The sequence below is a fragment of the Acinetobacter sp. LUNF3 genome, from assembly GCF_022699605.1.
GTDB classification, from domain to species: domain Bacteria; phylum Pseudomonadota; class Gammaproteobacteria; order Pseudomonadales; family Moraxellaceae; genus Acinetobacter; species Acinetobacter johnsonii.
The window spans coordinates 970,091-989,099 of sequence record NZ_CP093968.1 but is presented as its reverse complement, the minus strand read 5'-3'; the positions used below and the strand labels follow the sequence as shown (position 1 = coordinate 989,099).

Genomic DNA, 19,009 nt, shown 5'->3' with positions numbered 1-19,009 from the left:
GCTTAAAATTGAAGGCAGATTACTTCATCATTAGCTTTTAAGGTTTAGTGCTATTTTAATAACATCAGCAATAGTTTCGGAATTAATACCTCTCTTTCGAGCATGTCCAGAATAAAACCAACTGATTAATTCTTTATTGCCTTTGGAAGCATTACAACCAACACAACATAAGGCAATATTCTCTAATGTTTTAATATTGATATCATTAATGATGTGCTCCCATGATTTCTTTTTAGCTCTTTCAGTGCCAAATTCACAGCCACAATAAACACAACACTGATCACGTTCTAAAACTAGTTCTTCAATATTTTTGGGTATTCCCCATGAGTTAGACAAAATGATGTACACCTTCTTTTTTAAGATATTAAAAGCGATATTTTCGATCTTTGCACTATTGGCTCATGAATATTTGGCAATAGATCCATCTTCGGGCCGATCAATTCCTATGGGCTTTAGTCTCATTTGAAAACTTTTCACCGATTCACTTGTGCAAGTCGCGGCTATCTAAGGTAAAATTGTTGACCTTATATAAAATACGAATGAGAGAGTCATATCCGTGCGTAATATTTTAGTCACTAACGCCCTACCATACGCCAATGGCCCCATCCATATGGGACACTTACTCGGTTATATCCAAGCAGATATTTGGGTTCGTGCCATGCGTGCAATGGGACACGATGTGACTTATGTATGTGCGGATGATGCTCACGGCACAGCGATCATGCTCCGTGCCGAAGCGAATGGTATTTCACCTGAAGATCAAATCGCCAATGTGCAAAAAGAACACATCCGTGATTTTGACGGTTTTGGTGTGCATTTCGACCATTATGATTCAACTCATAGTGATGAAAACCGTGTTCGCGCATCTGAAATTTATGTGAAAAACCGTGAAGCTGGTAATATTGCCATCCGTCCTGTCAACCAGCTTTTTGACCCTGAAAAAGGCATGTTCTTATCGGATCGCTTCATTAAAGGCACATGCCCGAAATGTAAGTCGGAAGATCAATATGGCGATGCGTGTGAAGTCTGCGGGACAACTTACAACGCAACTGAACTGTTAAATCCAAAATCGACTTTAAGTGGTGCCACGCCTGTAGAGAAATCTTCAGATCATTACTTCTTTAAACTACCGAATTTCTCAGAATATTTACAAAAATGGACACGTGACCAAGGTCGCTTACCTGTCTCAATTGCCAACAAACTGGATGAATGGTTTGAAGCGGGTTTATCAGACTGGGATATTTCACGTGATGCGCCGTATTTCGGTTTTGAAATTCCAGACGCGCCAAACAAGTATTTCTATGTTTGGGTAGACGCACCGATTGGTTATATGTCGAGTTTTGAAAACTACATCAAAGCTAAACGTCCTGATTTAAGTTTTGACGACTTTTGGAAAAAAGACTCTGACAAAGAAGTCTATCACTTCATTGGTAAAGACATCGTTTACTTCCACGCGCTGTTCTGGCCTGCAATGCTTGAAGGTGCAAACTACCGTACGCCATCAGGTTTATTCGTCAACGGTTTCTTGACGGTGAATGGTCAGAAGATGTCGAAGTCTCGCGGTACATTCATCAAAGCTGAAACCTATTTAGAGCACTTAAACCCTGAATATTTACGTTACTACTTCGCGTCTAAACTGTCTGATAAAGTTGAAGACTCTGATCTAAACTTGGATGATTTCGTTCAGAAAGTAAACTCAGATTTGGTTGGTAAAGTGGTCAACATTGCCAGCCGTTGTGCAAAATTCATCAACACCAAGTTTGATAATAAATTATCAGCCACTTGTGCAGAGCCTGAATTGGTACAAAGCTTTATTGATGCGGGCGATTCAATTGCCAAAGCCTATGAAGCACGTGAGTTCTCTGCTGCGATTCGTGAAATCATGGCACTTGCAGATAAAGCCAATCAATATATTGATGAGAAAAAACCTTGGGCTTTAGCGAAAGTTGAGGGCGAAGAACAACAAGTGCATGACGTTTGTTCGGTGGGGATTAACCTATTCCGTCAATTGGCTGTGTACCTTGCGCCTGTACTTCCAACCTTAGCGGCTCAAGTGCAAGAGTTCTTAAAGCTAGACCGCTTTGACTTTGCTTCTGCTCAAACGGCATTGGTTGATCATGAAATTGCATTGTTCCAACCGTTAATGCAACGTGTAGACCCGAAAGCAGTTGCGGCAATGGTCGATGCATCTAAAGACTCTTTAGCGGCTGCGGCTGAACCTGTAAAAGTTGAGAAAAAGAAAGAGAAAAAAACTGCACCTGCGAAAGTTGAACTTAAAGTAGGTGAAGCAGAGATCATTGGCATTGAAGACTTTATGAAAGTTGACCTACGTGTCGCTGAAGTTTTAGAAGCGGCAACGGTTGAAGGTTCGGACAAACTTCTTCAACTAACTTTAAATGTCGGCGAAGCTGAACCGCGTAATGTATTCAGTGGTATTCGTGAGTTCTATCAACCAGAAGACCTCAAAGGTAAATTGGTGGTGATGGTCGCTAACCTTGCACCGCGTAAAATGCGTTTTGGTATTTCAAACGGTATGGTTTTAGCTGCAGGTAATGGCGAAGGTGTTTGGGTGATTTCACCTGAATCTGGCGCTAAGCCGGGTGATAAAGTGTCTTAAGGTTTAGAAACTTATAAAAAGCCCTGCTATATTGAGTAGGGCTTTTTTAAATCATATAAACTAAGTTTTTCACTAATAGAATTTAAGCCGTAATATCATCAAAAAATCTTCTCATATATCATTCAATATTATTCATTTTTCATATTTTTTGCTAATTCAGAAATCTCTTTTTTAAAGTTCATAGCTACGTTCTCAAAGCTTTCCTGCACTTTGACAAAATCTTTAACATTAATTTCTTTGTCCACATTCATATATTTCACTACCTCACTTCTTGCTTTGTTAACTCTTTCATATTCATCATTTAGTTCGGGAAAATATATATTCAATAAAGTAATAAGTTTTTGAAAGTCACCTGAGTTATACACCTTCGGATCTCTTATTAATTCAAACAAATCAGATTGCGTAATTTTTTTATTATGAAAGTGCAAATAGTTTAAATAATTAATAGCAAAATATGTATTCCATTTTTCAAATAATTCATAGACATTTTCCAACTTATTCAATCTAACCTCATTATTTTTTAATTGTAATTGAAATTTCAGATTTTTTTCTAAAGATTTCATATTAAAATAATTAGTAATAAAAACTGCTACTAAAGTTGAAGTTGCTGTAATTAAAACAGCTAAAATAGGTATCATGTCACTATTCATTTCATTAATTCTGTTTTGATTGTAATTAACCCGAATTACGGATAAACAATATATTTCAAAAAGAGGTGAGCTAGAGTCGTCAGTTGACTTACCACACCAAGCTCACAATTCTAGTCCTTATACTCGATAGTACTCAATTATTCTGTGTTATTCATATTTTTCATAAATTTAAACAAGTTATAAAAAATATCATCTAAAAATTAGAAGTTTGTAACTCCGAATTTCTGAAATTGCGCTCATTTTTGTTTGGTATCTCTCTCGTTCCACCAACCTCAAAGTATTATTTAGTCTTAAAACACAATAACAACCGACTATCTTAGGCATCCACAATAGTATCAATAAATGCTCATCTTATCTGAAGATATTAATTTGGCATCGTATGCTTTATATTTATTTCCACCCGCAAAAATTAGATGAAAAAAATCACCCCACATGCTAAAAAATAGACAATTCAACAAATTTTGTGAAACTTTATAAATGAATAAATTACTTGCTTCCGCTTTAATTATCTCTAGTATCAGCAGTGTTTCAGCCTTCGCCCTTTCCCCGCCCGCCCCAATCCCCCAACAAAAACAAGTTTCAGGTTATTACCAATACCAAGCGGGTGATGTACAAATCACTGCCCTGCTCGATGGCACGAACTTCATGTCACCTAAACTCTTTCAAAACATTCCAGAAAAAGAAGTGCATGAAATTTTAAAGAAATATGCTGCTGACCAAGCCAAGGGCGTACAAACCTCAGTCAATGCCTTCCTCGTGAATACAGGCCATTCGCTGGTTTTAGTGGATAGCGGCGCTGCGAGCTGTTTTGGCGCACATTTGGGTTCAGTGTTAAGCAATTTAAAAGCATCAGGCTATCAACCACAACAAGTCGATACCATCTTGCTGACGCACCTACACCCAGACCATGTGTGTGGTATTAGCCAAAATGGCGTGGCAAACTTTCCAAATGCAACGGTTTATGTCTCGAGCGATGAAGCGAACTATTGGCTAAACCCGAAACAGGTCGAAAAGCTCCCGAAAGAAAAACAAGCAGGCTACTTAGGAACTGTTGAAAAAATTAAACAAGCTATTGCGCCTTATCAAGCCAAACAACGCTTCAAAACGTATCAGTTGGGTGATCAAGTTCAGGGCTTTAAAGTGATTAATACCGCGGGGCATACACCCGGACATTTTAGCTATGAGCTGAAAACCAAAGATGAAACGGTGGTCTTTATTGGTGACATTGTCCACTCTCATACTGTGCAATTCGACAAGCCAGAAACCGCAATCGATTATGATATCGATCCGAAAAAAGCAGTGCAAACCCGCTTAAAGCAATTTGCGGAATATACAAAAGGCGGGCAAACCATTGCAGCACCACACTTACCATTTCCTGCGATTGGACATATCTATTCGGCAGATGGGAAAAGCTATCAATGGATTCCTGTGCATTTTAAGGATTAATTTATACGATAATCGTCTCTTCTTTTGACTGAGAGTTAAAAGTCACTTCAAACCAAATAGAAGTTTGTTAAATCATAAAAATCCCCTCATTTGAGGGGATTTTTTTACTGCTGTGGACTCATCGAATTTTGTACAAAATGCGGAGAGCGAGGTCCATATAGCAACCCTTTTTGCTGCATCAACTGCGGAGCATATAACTGGGTACTCACACTGTTAGACAGCATATAGGCTTTGTCCGATAGGTGATTGGAAATTTGGTCAATCAAGGCACCCACCAACATCCCGACCAGACCCGCGTTGCTATTATTATTGGCTTGTTGGATTTTTTCCTGACCTTCCCATAATAATGCTCCAGTTTTTAAATCCACCAATTTCGCCTCGACCGCGACGGTCGAAACGGATTGAATCACCTGATACTTAGAACCATATTCTTTAACTTTGACATACAGCGCAGCATCCGCTCCAAAAATTTCATTGAGTTTCTGAATTGGAATTTGCTGCGCATCATAGCCGTTGGTTACGCCGTTTTCTTTAAATAGCGTATCGACCACAGAAATGGGGAACACATAATAGCCCGCTTCTGCTACAGGTAAAGTCACGGTAGACCAATACCCATAGGTTGCGCGTGTATCGGGTGACTCATTCACAGGCGGCAACACCAAAATGGATTTTGGCATATTGGCATGATATGCAGATAAGTCACGATTGCTTTTTGGTGTCGTAGCACAACCTGTGAAGAGTGTCACAGCAAGGCCAAGTACACATAGTTTTTTGAAATGTTTCACTTCACACTCCCTGCCGCAGACTGAGCCGTCATTTTTTTCAAAAGACGATCCATTAATACTGTCGACTCTGGGTAAGTTTGGCGTTCAAGTTCAAAATACTGAACGGCACGTGGCCCATTATTGATATTTAAATTCAACAAACCCAAATGTGCATATAAGCCCGGAGGCACTGCTGCATTTTTGGCTTTGGCTTTTTCAATATCTTTTTCAAGTTTGCCAATCTGTTCTTGTGGAGAAGTCTTTTCTGGCAAACTCAACATCAGATAAGTTTGCTGTGGATATTCGCCCCAGCTGTATAACGATTTTGGCGCTGAAACACAGCCCACTAAAGTCATGGTGCAGATTGCACCTAAAACCAATACGATTTTTTTCATTGATTCAAACCAATTACTGCGCAGACCACTTATTGGTTTGAATATCCAACACCAAATTATTAACCGCTTCACGCACAGCCAAATCTAAAACTTTACCGTTTAAAGTTGAATCATAAGAAGCGGTAGAACCAAAACCTAAAATTTCACGTTCACTGAGTGCGTACTCGCCTGCGCCTTGCACAGAGTGAACAATTTCTGCTGTTTTTACATCGACAATATTTAAGTTCACTTTGGCATAAGCAATTTGGGTTTTACCACGGCCCAATATGCCAAATAGCTGGTGATCACCGACTTCTTTACGGCCAAATTCAGACACATCGCCCGTTAATACATAACGTGCGCCTTTAATGGATTGAGATGATTTGGTGAAACCTGCTTCTTGTTGTAATTCAGCAAGGTTGTCACGGTTTAGGACAGAGAAATAGCCCGATTGCTGTAAATGCGTTTCTAAAATAGTTTTCGCCTGACCACCTAAGCGGTCAACATTGTCTGAAAAAATACCACGCATGTAGCTTGAGCGGTTGTCAAATTTTCCTACAGAAACAGGCGTTTTAGTACCACTATATTTGACAGTCGCCACTGCCGCTGTTACTTGCGGTGATTGAATTGTTTTTGACGTTTCTGTTGTTGAACATGCAGATAATGCTAAGCCACTCAAAACGGCCAAAAATATAGATTTATTCAAAATTTATCCCTCAAATCTTTAATTTAAAAATCATTAAAAAATCAAAGGGATTATAACCATTTAGCTTTTAGTTACCTATACAAAATCCAGCTTTGTTGTTGTCAGACCGATCACTTCATTCCAAAAATCAGTTTTAAACCCAACACCGTCATCACCGTCCCTGCTGCGCGGTCAAATACGGCTTTAAACTTCAAATACACACGGCGCGGCTTTTCAGCAGACAACGCCACTGCAACCAACGAACACCAACCCGCATCAATAAAGAAACACAGGATAGGTAGTACAAAATAGTAATAAGTTGGGATTTCTTTGGGTAAAAGTGCAGTAAAAATACTGGCTAGAACAATCGCAATTTTAGGGTTGGAGAGCTGGGTAATTAAACCAGTCATAAAGGCACGGCGTAAAGTCATTGCTTTCGAGCTGGAATGATCTGCCTCAATTGGCTCTTTGGCGTGTTTAATAATTTTAAACGCGAGCCAAAGCAAATAGATCCCACCACAAATTTTTAAGGCCAAATACGCTGACGGCACTGCCAACAAAAAGGCTTGTAAGCCGAGTACAGCCAACAGACCAAAAACAGCTGCGCCTGTTCCAGTCCCCAGTGCGGTAAATAGGCCATGCTTTCGAGAAATCGCAATCGAATTTTTTGCTACATAAATCGACGTCGGTCCAGGGCTCATTGCGCCTAACATTAATGCAAAGGCAATCGAGCCCAAAATCCAAAATGATTCCAAGAGTGACCTCTAAATTGAGAGAATTTGATCAGCTGCGATTTTACGCTAAACAAAGTTTTTACGATATTCACTTTATCAGTTATTTTTCACATTTATATCGTGCTCAAGCCACAGCATATACGTCCATTATATTTTTTAATGATAAATAAAAAGCCTATTTTTAAAGAAATTCGGCATAGCCATAGTGAAAACAACAATAGAGCAATTACTCAACAATAAACATTAACATCAGTTATTTAGATCATATTCAATTTTAATAAAAAGACAAATGTGTATTAAAAATAGCCATCATACATCTATTTTTGATTACAAAATATAATGAGGGGATTGCTTCCCATTTCATACATTTTTCATATATAAAAAGACATACTATTTTTAAGGTTTTTCTAAACCAATTTTTTTACTTCATAATTTTTAACATCATAATTAAAGGTGAACCATGCAAAATAAGAAGCGCACCCCATTAGACGCGCAACAGTCCCATCTTTGGATTATTGGTGGTGGTATCGCAGGTATGGCTGCTGCTGCATTTGCAATCCGTGATGCCAAAGTCCCTGCCAAAAATATCCATATTTTAGAAGAACTCGATATTTCAGGTGGTTCGATGGATGGTGGACATACACCGCATGCCGCGCAAGCTTGGGTAACACGTGGTGGGCGAATGCTGACCGATGAAACTTATTTGTGCCTATGGGATTTATTTTCCAGTATTCCATCTTTGGAAAATCCAAACGTTTCGGTACGTGAAGAATGTCGTGAGTTTAATGAACAAGTGAAAACCCACGCCAATGCACGTTTGATTGATGCCGAACATGTCATTGCGGATGCGGCAAAGCTTGGTCTGAATACACTACATCGTGCGCAGATGCTGCGCCTATTGGCTTCAAAAGAAGAAAAAATTGGCAGTCGCCGCATTGATGAGTTTTTTGATGAAGCCTTTTTTGAAACCAATTTCTGGCGCATGTGGCGCACGACTTTCGCTTTTCAAAAATGGCACAGTGCAGCAGAGTTAAGACGCTATTTCTTGCGTTTTATTCAAGAATTGCCACGCATTCATACCTTAGCGGGTGTCAAACGGACCAAGTACAACCAATATGATTCGATGATTCTGCCCCTACAGCGTTGGCTAGTCGCACAAGGCGTCGATGTGCGTTTTGGACACTATGTCACAGATGCGGATTTCATTACCAATGCTGAAACCCAAGAACGCCATACCTCGCGACTATATGTACAATTGCCTGAAGGCTCAGAGCAAATTAATCTGAAAGCCAATGATTTAGCCATTTTCACTTTAGGCTCTATTACCGCAGACTCACGTTATGGTGGCAATCATGACGTGCCTGCCCTCGTTCGTAATCGAGAAGATCATGGCTGGACACTTTGGGAAACGCTAGCACAAAAAGCCCCAGACTTTGGCCGTCCAATGACTTTTTATGGCAATATCGATGAACATAAGTGGGAGTCTTTCACCCTGACCATGAAAGATGACGTGCTGCTTAAACGTATTATTGACTATACAGGCAATGAGCCAGGTACAGGCGCACTGATGACTTGGTATGAGTCGGGTTGGCATTTATCCATCGTGGTTCCTGCACAGCCACACTTTGCCGACTTACCTGAAGGCCTGTATACCTTATGGGGCTACGGTTTCCAAATTGATCATATGGGCGATTACATCAAGAAACCAATGTCCGAAGCCACTGGGCAAGAAATCCTGATAGAACTGATTAAACAGCTCGGTTTTGACGACATTTTAGATCATGTTTTGGCAACCACCAATGTAACCACTGCCATGATGCCATATGCCTCTGCCCTATTCGCCTGCCGTAAGCCGGGGGATCGTCCACAGGTAATTCCACAAGGCTCACAAAACTTTGCCTTCCTTGGACAGTTTGTGGAAATTGAAGATGACGTGGTCTTTACTGTGGAATATTCAGTTCGTGGAGCGATGCTTGCCATTTATGAATTCTTTGGGGTCGAACGTGAAATCCCTGAAATTTACAATGGTCTGCTTGATCCAAAGGTCGGTTTGAAAGCTTTGGAAACCGTGTTCCACTAAGCTTTTAATAATAGTGATAAGAGCACCTTTATGTCGCTACTATTACATAGTTTAATTTAAGCAACGTTTGGATACGCGAGTGTGGCAGGGATGCCACACGTTATCCATCATAACAGGGATGTTATGTATGGGTAACAAAGGCTTTTGCTTACTTTTGGCCTATCAAAAGTAAGGTTATTGCCTACGCAAACACCTTTTGTACTTTATTGAAATGTTGAGGCCGTGTACGCACCTAATTTTAAATTGGATAAAAAGAAAAATTAGATAAAACTTTATACCTCATTAGTAAATAAATTGACTAATCAACATAGGAAAAACACCTCCACGTTTTAAATAAAATACCGAAACTGACTAAGTGCTTTTCTATCGTTTTCTCATGATTTTAGATTTCATAAAAATTACAAAACTCACTTGAAGCTTTGACTGTACAGATGCAGCATAAGACTCATCTAAAACTTTAAAAACAAATCTATGAAACTAGCAGAAGCACTTTTATTGCGTAGTGATTTACAAACCAAACTCACCTCTTTACAACAACGCATCAACAATAATGTGCTAATCCAAGAAGGCGATGAACTGAGTGAAGACCCCAATGCGCTGATGGGTGAGGCCTTTAGTGTGAATACAGAATTACATCATCTGATTGAAAAAATTCATGCGACCAATGCTCAAGCTAAAACCAGTACGGGTCAATCCATGCTCAGTGTTTTAAACACACGTGATTTACTCACACAACAGCATCGTATTATTCAACAGGCCATCGACAGTTCACGACGTGAAAATGGTCGTTATAGTTCCAGTGAAATTCGCTGGGTTAAAACCATTAGGGTTGCAGACTTGCAAAAACAAGCCGATGCAATTAGCCAGCAACTCAGGCAAAATAACTTAGAGATTCAAGCTTCAAATTGGCAAATCGAACTGATCTAGCCAAGTTGAGCCATAACAGTTTGGGCATATTGGGCGAGTACAAGGCCTTTTATACGTTTGTAAGGCTTTAATTCAACAAACATTTGCAGGAAGTAAGACGTCTACTTCACATTTTTACAAATCTGACGTAGCACAATGCATCTTTTATACTGTACATCGCACCTTGCACCACCATGTACTGACAATATGCCTCCCTATTTTCACCTATTAGTACGTATCAGCCTGTGTAGGCGTTTTCTGATTAAAAGCCATTTCTTGTGATGGAAGTTTATAGTCACGATCATGCACAGGAACACCACCAATAATCATGGTACGAGCCCCAGTTCTAGGCTGATTCAAATCCTTTTTTGCATCACACGCGGTCAGTTGAGTGAGCAATAAAACCAATACTAGGGTAGATAAGGTTTTCATCATAGCCCCTCATTTATCATTATTGTGCTTTCAGCATAGCACTTTTATTTTTCCAATCCTATCGACTTTGTTACAACTCTTATCCATCTACATGAGGGTTCTCTGTGAATTTTCTTTATAAAATAAATATCAATCATTCATAAATAAAACAATAACATGAATGATTTAGATTAGAAAAATACAAAGTAATTTACAAAATCTTACAGGATTGAATATTTACAACGGACACTTTTGTCCGTTAAATAATAGCACTTCCAAATTAAATGAAATAATCACCATGACCAGTCGTCAACAGCGTGCTGCACAAAACCGTGAGGAATTGCTGGAAGCTGCAGTTCAGGTTTTTCGTACACACGGAATCAATGCCCCCTTACAAATAATCATTGATACAGCCAATGTCGGGCGGGCGACGTTTTATCGTAATTTTGATGACCGTCGTGCCTTGGTGATTGCACTCATGGAACAAGCTTTGGAACGTCTCGCTGTTCGTGCGGCAGCGTTTTCTCAGTATGAAGATGGTTTTATTCGTTTAATTGAAAACCATGTTTATAACTTGCCCTATTTAACCGCACTGATGGAATATTGGCGGGTGATTGAGCGTGATGATCCCGTCATGGTCGATATCTACGCGCGCCGCAATGCGATTTTACAACCGTTAATTGATCAAGCCATACAGCACGGCGTATGCCGCCCCGATTTGACTACCCAAGATTACGCCATGATTACAGCGATTTTAAGGACTTCATTTCAAGGGCTAACCGATCTAGAGCAACAACAACTTGCACAACGTGCAATTGAACTCTTACTCAATGGTATTCGGGCATAAAGGTCACCACTCATGACACAGCCACCGCGTTTACTCGAACCTGCACCAAACTGGACAGCCGAAGAAAAGCCAACCCTGCCTGGCTCTCCTGCCGTGATCGCACACTCCACGCCTAAGCGCTTCATATATTTTTTTATTGGTTTATTTGTCGCACTGTCTGCAAGTCTCAGTAACGGTTTTATTACCGCGAATTTACCCTTAATTCAGAGTGAATATGGACTCACACCCTCTGAGGTGGCATGGATTCCTGCAGCTTATGTCATGGCCAATGTCAGTGCGAATCTGATTTTGTTTAAAGCCCGCCAACAATACGGTCTGCGTCTATTTTCTGAAATAGGCCTACTGATTTTTATTGTAGTTTTAGTTTTACACGTCTTTGTACATACCTTTGAAATGGCTGTACTGGTGCGTTTTATTAGTGGCATGGTTGCAGCACCGCTCAGCTCTTTAGGCATGTATTACATTATGCAGGCTTTTAAGCGAGAAAATTTTGGTCGCAGTATCTATTTGGCTTTAGGCTTCCAACAGCTTGGTATTCCCTTAGCATGGATCATTTCTCCGTACCTTATTGATGTCAATAACTGGAATGTCCTATATACCTTTGAAATTGGTTTAGCCCTGTGCTGTTTTGCAATGGTGGTGTCGCTTAAATTACCCCGCAGTTTAAGAATTGCTGTTTTTGAAAAGCAGGACTTTTTCACCTTTGCCTTGCTTGCGCCTGGTTTTGCCTTTTTGTGTATTGTACTGACCCAAGGGCCAATCTTGTGGTGGTTTGAAGTGAAATGGTTGGCATACCTTTTAATTGCAGGGTTCAGTCTGATTGTGATTGGTTTGGTCTACGAACATTATCGGGTCAATCCACTGATTATGACGCGTTGGCTGGGGACATCATCTACGCTTCGTTTTATCATCGGTGCCTTTGCAATTCGCTTCTTAATGTCGGAGCAAAGTTATGCTGCCGTGAGTTTTCTCAAAACGATGGGTATGGGCCCCGATCAATTTGTCCCGCTCTATGTGGTGATCTTTTTAGGCATTGTGTCTGGAACCTTATTTAGTGCCATCACTTTTTCACGTGAACGGATTATTTGGCACCTACTGTTAGCAGAAGCTTTGGTATTAATTGCTTGCGGACTGGATTTCCATCTCACTAGCGATGTTCGTCCTTCTAACTTCTACGGCAGTCAGTTTTTGGTGGGCTTTGCCAGTGGTGTGTTTATTGGTCCACTCTTAATCACGGGTATCTTAAGTGCCATGCAAAAAGGCCCCACCCATATTGTCACGTTTATTGTTTTATTTTCAGCGACTCAAACATTTGGTGGCTTAGTCGGTTCATCGTTTTACTCCACCTATCAACAAGTCCGAACCCAAAACTATCGTGCTGAAATGATTCAACAACTCCCCGAAACCAATCCGTTGATTGCACAGCGTCTTTTAGCGTATCAACAAAGTTCGCATAGTTACACGCTCGATCAGCAGTTAGAGCAACAACAAGCCTTAAAAAATTTAAATCAAGTGGTGACTCGAGAAGCTCAAGTGCGTGCCTATAACGATGTGATTAGCTTCAATGGCATCGTGGCCATGCTGCTGTTGTTGTGGGGGACATTCCTGATTGCACGAAATCAATATCAACTGCGGCAACAAGCGAAAATTGGTCCTGCCTAATGCCACTGCTCCCTATTTATTGAGAAATTGTTATGTCTGAAGATCAAAAACCAGTAGCACCTGCTGAAACAAATGTAACTTCTGAAAATACGCCTGAGGCTGAACAGCCAACGGCAACAGCACCCGTTACTCCTCCACCCAGCAAACTAATTCCAACAGCGAAACGTACCTTGATTTTGATGTTTTTAGTACTGATCATCGGTATTGGCATCATCTTGTGGGCGTGGAAAATTGGACCATTTGACAGTGCCGTTGAGTCCACTGACAACAGCTATGTCAAAGGCAAAACCACGGTGCTTTCTTCGCAAATTAATGGCTATGTCAAAGATGTGTTGGTCAGTGATTTTGATCACGTCAAAAAAGGACAGGTGTTGATGCATATTGATGCCACTACTTATGACCAAAAAGTCACGCAGGCTGAAGCTGGGGTGGATCAAGCGCAAAATAACCTATCTAACCAAAGCCAAAATATTGCACAGCGTAAAGCCGATATTGTGGCGGCAGAAGCCAAGGTCGAACAAGCTCGAGCAGCCTATCAACTCTCGTTGGCACAACAGCAGCGCTATCAACAGTTAGGCGACTCTGGCGCAGCGTCTAAATCAGAGCAAGACAAAGCCTTTGCCGATACCCAAAATAATTTAGCCTTACTGCAACAAGCACAGGCCAATGTATTGGTGGCGAAAGAAGCGCTCAAAACCGCACAAGTGGCTGAAACAGGACTCAAAGCACAAGTGACCAATGCCGCTGCACAGCTGGATCAGGCCAAAACCACCAAAAACTACAGCAGCATTATCGCCCCGATGGATGGACAACTGGGTGAAGTCAATCCACGCGTGGGACAATATGTGGCAGCAGGCACACAGTTGCTCTATCTGATTCCGCAGCAGACGTGGGTCACTGCAAACTTTAAAGAAACTCAAATTGCCAACATGAAAATTGGACAAAAAGCATGGTTCACGGTGGATGCCCTCAATCATCAGAAATTTACAGGCCATGTCGAGCAAATTTCCCCAGCTGCAGGCTCAGAGTTCAGTGTGCTTAAAGCTGATAATGCGACAGGTAACTTTACCAAAGTGGTACAACGCATTGCGGTACGGATTGCAATTGATCCGAATCAAACGGGCATTGAAAATTTACGCCCAGGCATGTCCGTGATTAGCTCGGTCGATACACATGCAGCAAAGGATTAATCCTGTGAAAAAAACCGCCATTTTTCACTTACACTAAGCACTCAACCTGATTGATAAAAGTCCTATGTTTGAACAGATTGCGCAGTCCATTCCCTATCAGCACATCAGTGTTGGCGGGATCAATATCAGCATCAAACGTTTAGACTTGGTCCATCCATACATTTCAGGCAATAAATTTTTTAAACTCAAATACAACCTGTTGACGGCACAGAAACAAGACTATAAAAAACTGCTGACTTTTGGCGGTGCCTATTCCAATCATATTGCCGCGACGGCTTATGCAGCGCAGTTATTTGGATTTGAAAGTTTAGGCATTATTCGAGGCGAAGAACTAGCCAGTAAAGCTTTGAATACAACCTTAAATACAGCACAGCAATTTGGTATGCAATTGCAGTTTGTGACACGAGAAGCCTATCGGCAAAAGCAAAGCCTAGGATACTTAGCTCAGTTGCAACAAGATTATCCCGATTATTATGTGATTCCTGAGGGTGGCACTAATTCCCTCGCGATACAGGGCTGCCAAGAAATTCTGAATAAGCAGGATTGTGAAAATTTTGATCTAATCTGTTGTGCGGTCGGGACTGGCGGCACCATCACAGGCTTAATTGAAGCCAGTCATCCGCAACAACAAGTTTTGGGATTCTCGGCCTTGAAAGGAGATTTCCTTGCCAGAGAAATACAACAGCTCACCCATAAAACCAACTGGAAAATCACCGACCAATATTGCTGTGGGGGTTATGCCAAAACTACGCCAGAACTCTTACAATTTATCCGTACGTTTGAACATCAACATCAGATTCCACTAGAACAGATCTACACAGGTAAAATGCTGTTGGGTTTAACCGATTTAATTCAACAAGGTACATTCCCCAAAGATCATCGTATTTTAGTGATTCATTCAGGTGGGTTGCAAGGTCGTTTAGCCGCGCTTTAGATAGTCCTGAAAAAGCAAAAAAGATGGTCTATAATGCCCTGCTTTATTCTCCCGTGAGTGTGTCATGTCCGCAAATCAATATGATGTCTTAGTTTTAGGTGCAGGTGCATCTGGCTTAATGACAGCCTATATGGCAGCTCAACGCGGACGTAAAGTGGTGGTGGTAGAAAAAGCCAATAAAGTCGGCAAAAAAATTCTCATGTCGGGTGGGGGTAAATGTAACTTCACCAACCTCTATGTCGAACCAAGCAACTTTATTTCACATAATCCACACTTTGTGATTTCAGCTCTGACTCGCTATACCAATTGGGACTTTATTGGGATGGTTTGTGAGTATGGTATTGAATATGAAGAGCGTAAACACGGACAGCTGTTCACCCTAAAAGGTGCCAAAGAAATTTTAGCTATGCTGTTGAGCGAGTGTGAAAAAACAGGTTTGGTCGACATTAAAACCAACTGTGAAGTGAAAGCAATCACCGCACTCGATGAGCAGGGTTTTCAAATTGCCACGACACTGGGTTATTTTGAAGCCGAATCTGTGGTCATTGCGTCGGGTGGTTTATCTATTCCGACCTTAGGCGGCTCAGGGATTGGCTATGAAATTGCCAAGCAATTTGGTCACCATGTATATCCAACTCGCGCAGGTTTGGTGCCTTTTACCTTTTCAGATAGCTTTAAAGAAGTGACCACACGCTTAAGTGGCAACGCGGTCGATGCAACTTTATCGAATGACTTAAACGCTTTCACCGAAGCCCTTTTATTTACGCATCGTGGGCTCAGTGGGCCAAGCTCGCTACAACTGTCGAATTATTGGGATGTAGGACAAAGCTTCAAAATTGACTTCTTGCCAAGTGTGGATTTGCACGACTACTTAAAAGCCAAGAAGCACAGTCAACCCAAAGCCCTGCTGCGTACTTTACTGGGCGAACATTTCCCTAAAAGTGTGGTAGTTGAACTGCAAAACCTCATTTGGCCAGAACTGGCTGAAACAGCGATTGTTCAGTTGTCGGATGAAAAACTGGAGCACATTGCAACGCGCTTGCATGCGTTTGAAGTTAAACCATCAGGAACCGAAGGCTACCGTACTGCTGAGGTCACTTTAGGTGGCGTAGACACCACTGAAGTTTCATCGAAAACCATGGAAAGTAAAAAGCAAAAAGGCTTGTACTTTGTCGGTGAAATATTGGATGTGACAGGACATTTGGGCGGTTTTAACTTCCAATGGGCATGGTCATCTGCGCATGCCGCATCAGAATATGTTTAAGCCATGTGCTTAAAACTGTAAATTATTCTAAATAGTCCGTGCGTAGCAGTACGCACTGCTTTTGCTTCTGTTGACGGGCAAGCGCTAAGTCCATTTTCGCAATGGCAATATGGACATGGCTCGGCTGGATCACTGAACGTTTCGTCATCAATGTTTTTTTTAATATTTGCATCATCTGTTTTTCCTTTTTAAACTGCAATTTATAAAAATAAATCGTGAAATATCCATGCAGCTATAATAAAAGTATAGGCATTTAAGTATTTCTAATTTATGAAATATCCATATTCCATATGCATTAAACATACCAAATTAAAGTTCATTCAACACTATAGACTTTTGTATTATTTTTCATCAGATTCAACCGCATCACGTCCCTCAGTTGCCGCAGTGGGTATTCTTTCAGCATTAGCGTGTGTTGTTGTATCGATCTTCGGTTTTGCAAAGACAAATTTATAAGCACTCACAAAAAATCCAACCGTAATACCCGCAATGATGATTGGGGCAAAATATTTATTTGGGGCTTTTTTTGACATCAGTTTACTCCAATAAAAAACACCAACCGCCATCAGCGGTCGGTGTTTAGTGTGATTAATTTAGTCTGGATCTTTGGGATGAACATCAATATCTTGCTCAGCTTCACCCGTTGAACCAAAAGGTTTATTTAAAGGTTTATGCGCAGGATCAACCTCTGCTGTAGTTGGAATATCATCTGCATGTTGATATTCCTCTGCAACCGTTGGTGTATCCATTTGCTCTTTCAGTGAGGCATGCTCTTCTTTGCCTTGTGCGGATTGTGTGCTTTCAGCTTTGGCCTGATAAAGTGGATTCGGTTGCGTACCTTCTTTTTTGGCTTTATCTAACAAATCGGTCAAAACCCGTTCCGCAGGTTGACGCCCACCGAGACCAAAAGCCAGTGCAAAAGCAATAGCAACCGCACCAAGCGTTAAGCCAAAGGCCAAATTCACAATCGAATCTGCGATACCCATTGCACGCAAGCCCATCGCCAACACTAAGCCAATGATCAAGACACGTACAATGTTCGCCACCCAACGAGAGCTGTTGTATTCACCACGCTCAATCACCTGAGCAACCAAGTTCGCCAGCCAGAAGCCCACGCCCAGAATGACTGCACCCAATAGGATGTTTGCACCAAACTGGATAAACATCGCAATCAAACCACTGATCTGTTCAAAGCCGAGTCGATTTGCTGCTTCAGAGACCGCAAATAGCATGGTAAAGAACACAATAAAATAACCCACAACGCAAGACGCTTTGGTGTTTCCTAAGAAACGTTGCAAGCCAACTTTGTTTGGAATGTCATCTACACCTGTTCCCGACAAGACTTCAACCACAAGGCTTGCAACAAAACGTGACACTACATAGGCCAAAATTAAAATCAATGCCGCCGCAATGATGTGTGGAATCGCATTCATGATTTCATACAGCATGGCCGTCGCTGGTTGAGAAATTGCATCAATGCCTAAAGCTTCAAACGCAATAATCAGCGCTGTGATAATAACGATTGCAAAAACAAAAGATCCGAGCACTTTAGCCAAATCTGAGTTTTTAAACAGTCCTACTTTTTCAACCTGTTTTTGTACATCTAGGCTTCTCAATAAGCCCTCAATAATGCCCCGTACAATTTTGGCTAGAATATAACCTGCAAAAACAATTACACCCGCAATAAAGATATTTGGTAGATACAGTACGGCTTCATTGACCATATTTTGGATCGGAAAGAGCAGCCCAGTCAGACCGAGTATCGACAAAACAATGGGTAAGAATAGTAATAAAATCAACCAATAGACAATTTCACTAATGTTTTGACTCAGCGTACTGACTCCGACATCCTGACTGAGTTTTTCATCTAACTGAGTTCGATCCAATCCTTTTTGTAAACCCACTTTGACCAGCTTTGCCACAATCCAGCCAATAAAGCCCACAGCAACAGCAGCCAACAATTGTGGTATAAACAACAAGAACTGTTGAACCATATTACTAAATGGCCCACTTACACTGGTGAGATTGAGAACATTGAGTGCACCGATCACCGCAATAATCAAGATGAGCCAAAACACAACTCGAGAAATAATATTTTCAATATTCGAGCGATGGCCAGTAGCACTGGAAAGTTTTTGGTTGGTCCCGAGTTTGGTTAAAACCTTTTTCACAGCACCTGCAATCAATAATGCAATAATCCAACCAATGATCAGGATGGCGATTGCGGACAGGATTGGGTGAAACTGGTCCCAATAATACATCGCATCAAATCGACCCTGATGCCCTACATAATCATTCATTTTGTTCTCCCTCTTGTTGTGTCTACATCACAGCGACCTTTGCTCAACTACAGATTTTAGTTTTGAAGTGATTGTCTGCCATGAGGTATGAATGAGAAATGGAATACCTTTTGATGACTGCTAAAGAAAAAACCCCTGTACATTA

General features: G+C 41.1%; 19 protein-coding genes. 9 read left to right on the top strand and 10 right to left on the bottom strand.

Annotated elements, in window-relative coordinates; translation table 11 throughout:
- Positions 1-30: 30 nt before the first annotated feature.
- Positions 31-336, bottom strand: a complete 306-nt coding sequence (locus MN200_RS04795; protein WP_205666967.1) for an HNH endonuclease — start codon at positions 334-336, stop codon at positions 31-33.
- A gap of 220 nt (positions 337-556) precedes the next feature.
- Between MN200_RS04795 and metG the strand changes: the two genes are divergently transcribed.
- Entirely contained in the window at positions 557-2,617 is a 2,061-nt protein-coding gene (metG, locus tag MN200_RS04790) for a methionine--tRNA ligase (RefSeq protein ID WP_242760184.1), read from the top strand.
- 128 nt (positions 2,618-2,745) lie between these two features.
- Here the strand turns inward: metG and MN200_RS04785 are convergent, their stop codons facing one another.
- The gene (locus tag MN200_RS04785; protein ID WP_242760182.1) at positions 2,746-3,267 is read right to left on the bottom strand and encodes a hypothetical protein; all 522 of its coding nucleotides are present in this window, start codon (positions 3,265-3,267) and stop codon (positions 2,746-2,748) included.
- A gap of 477 nt (positions 3,268-3,744) precedes the next feature.
- Here MN200_RS04785 and MN200_RS04780 point away from each other — a divergent pair, with 477 nt between their 5' ends.
- Positions 3,745-4,713: an MBL fold metallo-hydrolase gene (locus tag MN200_RS04780; protein WP_242760180.1), complete on the top strand. Its 969-nt coding sequence runs from the start codon at positions 3,745-3,747 to the stop codon at positions 4,711-4,713.
- A 104-nt stretch (positions 4,714-4,817) separates the two neighbouring features.
- Here the strand turns inward: MN200_RS04780 and MN200_RS04775 are convergent, their stop codons facing one another.
- The 4 genes from MN200_RS04775 to MN200_RS04760 all read right to left on the bottom strand — a co-directional run bounded on the left by MN200_RS04775 (position 4,818) and on the right by MN200_RS04760 (position 7,291).
- A complete protein-coding gene (locus MN200_RS04775) occupies positions 4,818-5,498 on the bottom strand; it encodes a GNA1162 family protein (protein WP_125273981.1) in 681 nt (226 codons plus the stop codon).
- Positions 5,495-5,872 carry a DUF4810 domain-containing protein gene (locus MN200_RS04770; RefSeq protein ID WP_078388388.1) on the bottom strand — a complete coding sequence of 126 codons (378 nt, stop codon included), beginning with the start codon at positions 5,870-5,872 and terminating at the stop codon, positions 5,495-5,497. The genes MN200_RS04775 and MN200_RS04770 overlap by 4 nt, the downstream gene beginning before the upstream one ends.
- A 13-nt stretch (positions 5,873-5,885) precedes the next feature.
- On the bottom strand, positions 5,886-6,557 hold the full coding sequence (locus tag MN200_RS04765; RefSeq protein WP_242760179.1) for a CsgG/HfaB family protein: 672 nt from the start codon (positions 6,555-6,557) through the stop codon (positions 5,886-5,888).
- A 110-nt stretch (positions 6,558-6,667) separates the two neighbouring features.
- Complete coding sequence (locus tag MN200_RS04760; RefSeq protein WP_125273983.1) at positions 6,668-7,291, bottom strand: LysE family translocator; 624 nt, start codon at positions 7,289-7,291, stop codon at positions 6,668-6,670.
- Positions 7,292-7,730: 439 nt separating this feature from the next.
- Here MN200_RS04760 and MN200_RS04755 point away from each other — a divergent pair, with 439 nt between their 5' ends.
- A complete protein-coding gene (locus tag MN200_RS04755) occupies positions 7,731-9,350 on the top strand; it encodes an oleate hydratase (RefSeq protein ID WP_178928816.1) in 1,620 nt (539 codons plus the stop codon).
- A gap of 471 nt (positions 9,351-9,821) precedes the next feature.
- Positions 9,822-10,277 carry a DIP1984 family protein gene (locus MN200_RS04750; RefSeq protein ID WP_242760177.1) on the top strand — a complete coding sequence of 152 codons (456 nt, stop codon included), beginning with the start codon at positions 9,822-9,824 and terminating at the stop codon, positions 10,275-10,277.
- A gap of 207 nt (positions 10,278-10,484) precedes the next feature.
- Here the strand turns inward: MN200_RS04750 and MN200_RS04745 are convergent, their stop codons facing one another.
- Positions 10,485-10,688 (bottom strand): NF038215 family lipoprotein, encoded by a 204-nt coding sequence (locus MN200_RS04745; RefSeq protein WP_160362364.1) that lies wholly within the window; start codon positions 10,686-10,688, stop codon positions 10,485-10,487.
- A gap of 277 nt (positions 10,689-10,965) precedes the next feature.
- On the opposite strand from MN200_RS04745, the gene MN200_RS04740 reads away from it, so the two are divergent.
- From MN200_RS04740 to MN200_RS04720, 5 genes are all read left to right on the top strand, one after another.
- Entirely contained in the window at positions 10,966-11,514 is a 549-nt protein-coding gene (locus tag MN200_RS04740; RefSeq protein ID WP_160362361.1) for a TetR/AcrR family transcriptional regulator, read from the top strand.
- A 12-nt stretch (positions 11,515-11,526) separates the two neighbouring features.
- On the top strand, positions 11,527-13,176 hold the full coding sequence (locus tag MN200_RS04735; RefSeq protein ID WP_242760175.1) for an MFS transporter: 1,650 nt from the start codon (positions 11,527-11,529) through the stop codon (positions 13,174-13,176).
- Between the two features lie 32 nt (positions 13,177-13,208).
- A complete protein-coding gene (locus tag MN200_RS04730; protein ID WP_058952161.1) occupies positions 13,209-14,366 on the top strand; it encodes an HlyD family secretion protein in 1,158 nt (385 codons plus the stop codon).
- A gap of 64 nt (positions 14,367-14,430) precedes the next feature.
- On the top strand, positions 14,431-15,300 hold the full coding sequence (locus MN200_RS04725; RefSeq protein ID WP_242760173.1) for a pyridoxal-phosphate dependent enzyme: 870 nt from the start codon (positions 14,431-14,433) through the stop codon (positions 15,298-15,300).
- 64 nt (positions 15,301-15,364) lie between these two features.
- Positions 15,365-16,564: an NAD(P)/FAD-dependent oxidoreductase gene (locus MN200_RS04720; RefSeq protein WP_125273989.1), complete on the top strand. Its 1,200-nt coding sequence runs from the start codon at positions 15,365-15,367 to the stop codon at positions 16,562-16,564.
- A 22-nt stretch (positions 16,565-16,586) separates the two neighbouring features.
- Here MN200_RS04720 and MN200_RS04715 read toward each other — a convergent pair whose 3' ends face one another.
- The 3 genes from MN200_RS04715 to MN200_RS04705 all read right to left on the bottom strand — a co-directional run bounded on the left by MN200_RS04715 (position 16,587) and on the right by MN200_RS04705 (position 18,864).
- Positions 16,587-16,739, bottom strand: coding sequence for a hypothetical protein (locus MN200_RS04715; protein WP_004981224.1), 153 nt, complete (start codon positions 16,737-16,739; stop codon positions 16,587-16,589).
- A gap of 166 nt (positions 16,740-16,905) precedes the next feature.
- Positions 16,906-17,097, bottom strand: a complete 192-nt coding sequence (locus MN200_RS04710) for a hypothetical protein (protein ID WP_148826515.1) — start codon at positions 17,095-17,097, stop codon at positions 16,906-16,908.
- A 60-nt stretch (positions 17,098-17,157) separates the two neighbouring features.
- Entirely contained in the window at positions 17,158-18,864 is a 1,707-nt protein-coding gene (locus MN200_RS04705) for a mechanosensitive ion channel (RefSeq protein ID WP_242760171.1), read from the bottom strand.
- Positions 18,865-19,009 lie beyond the last annotated feature (145 nt).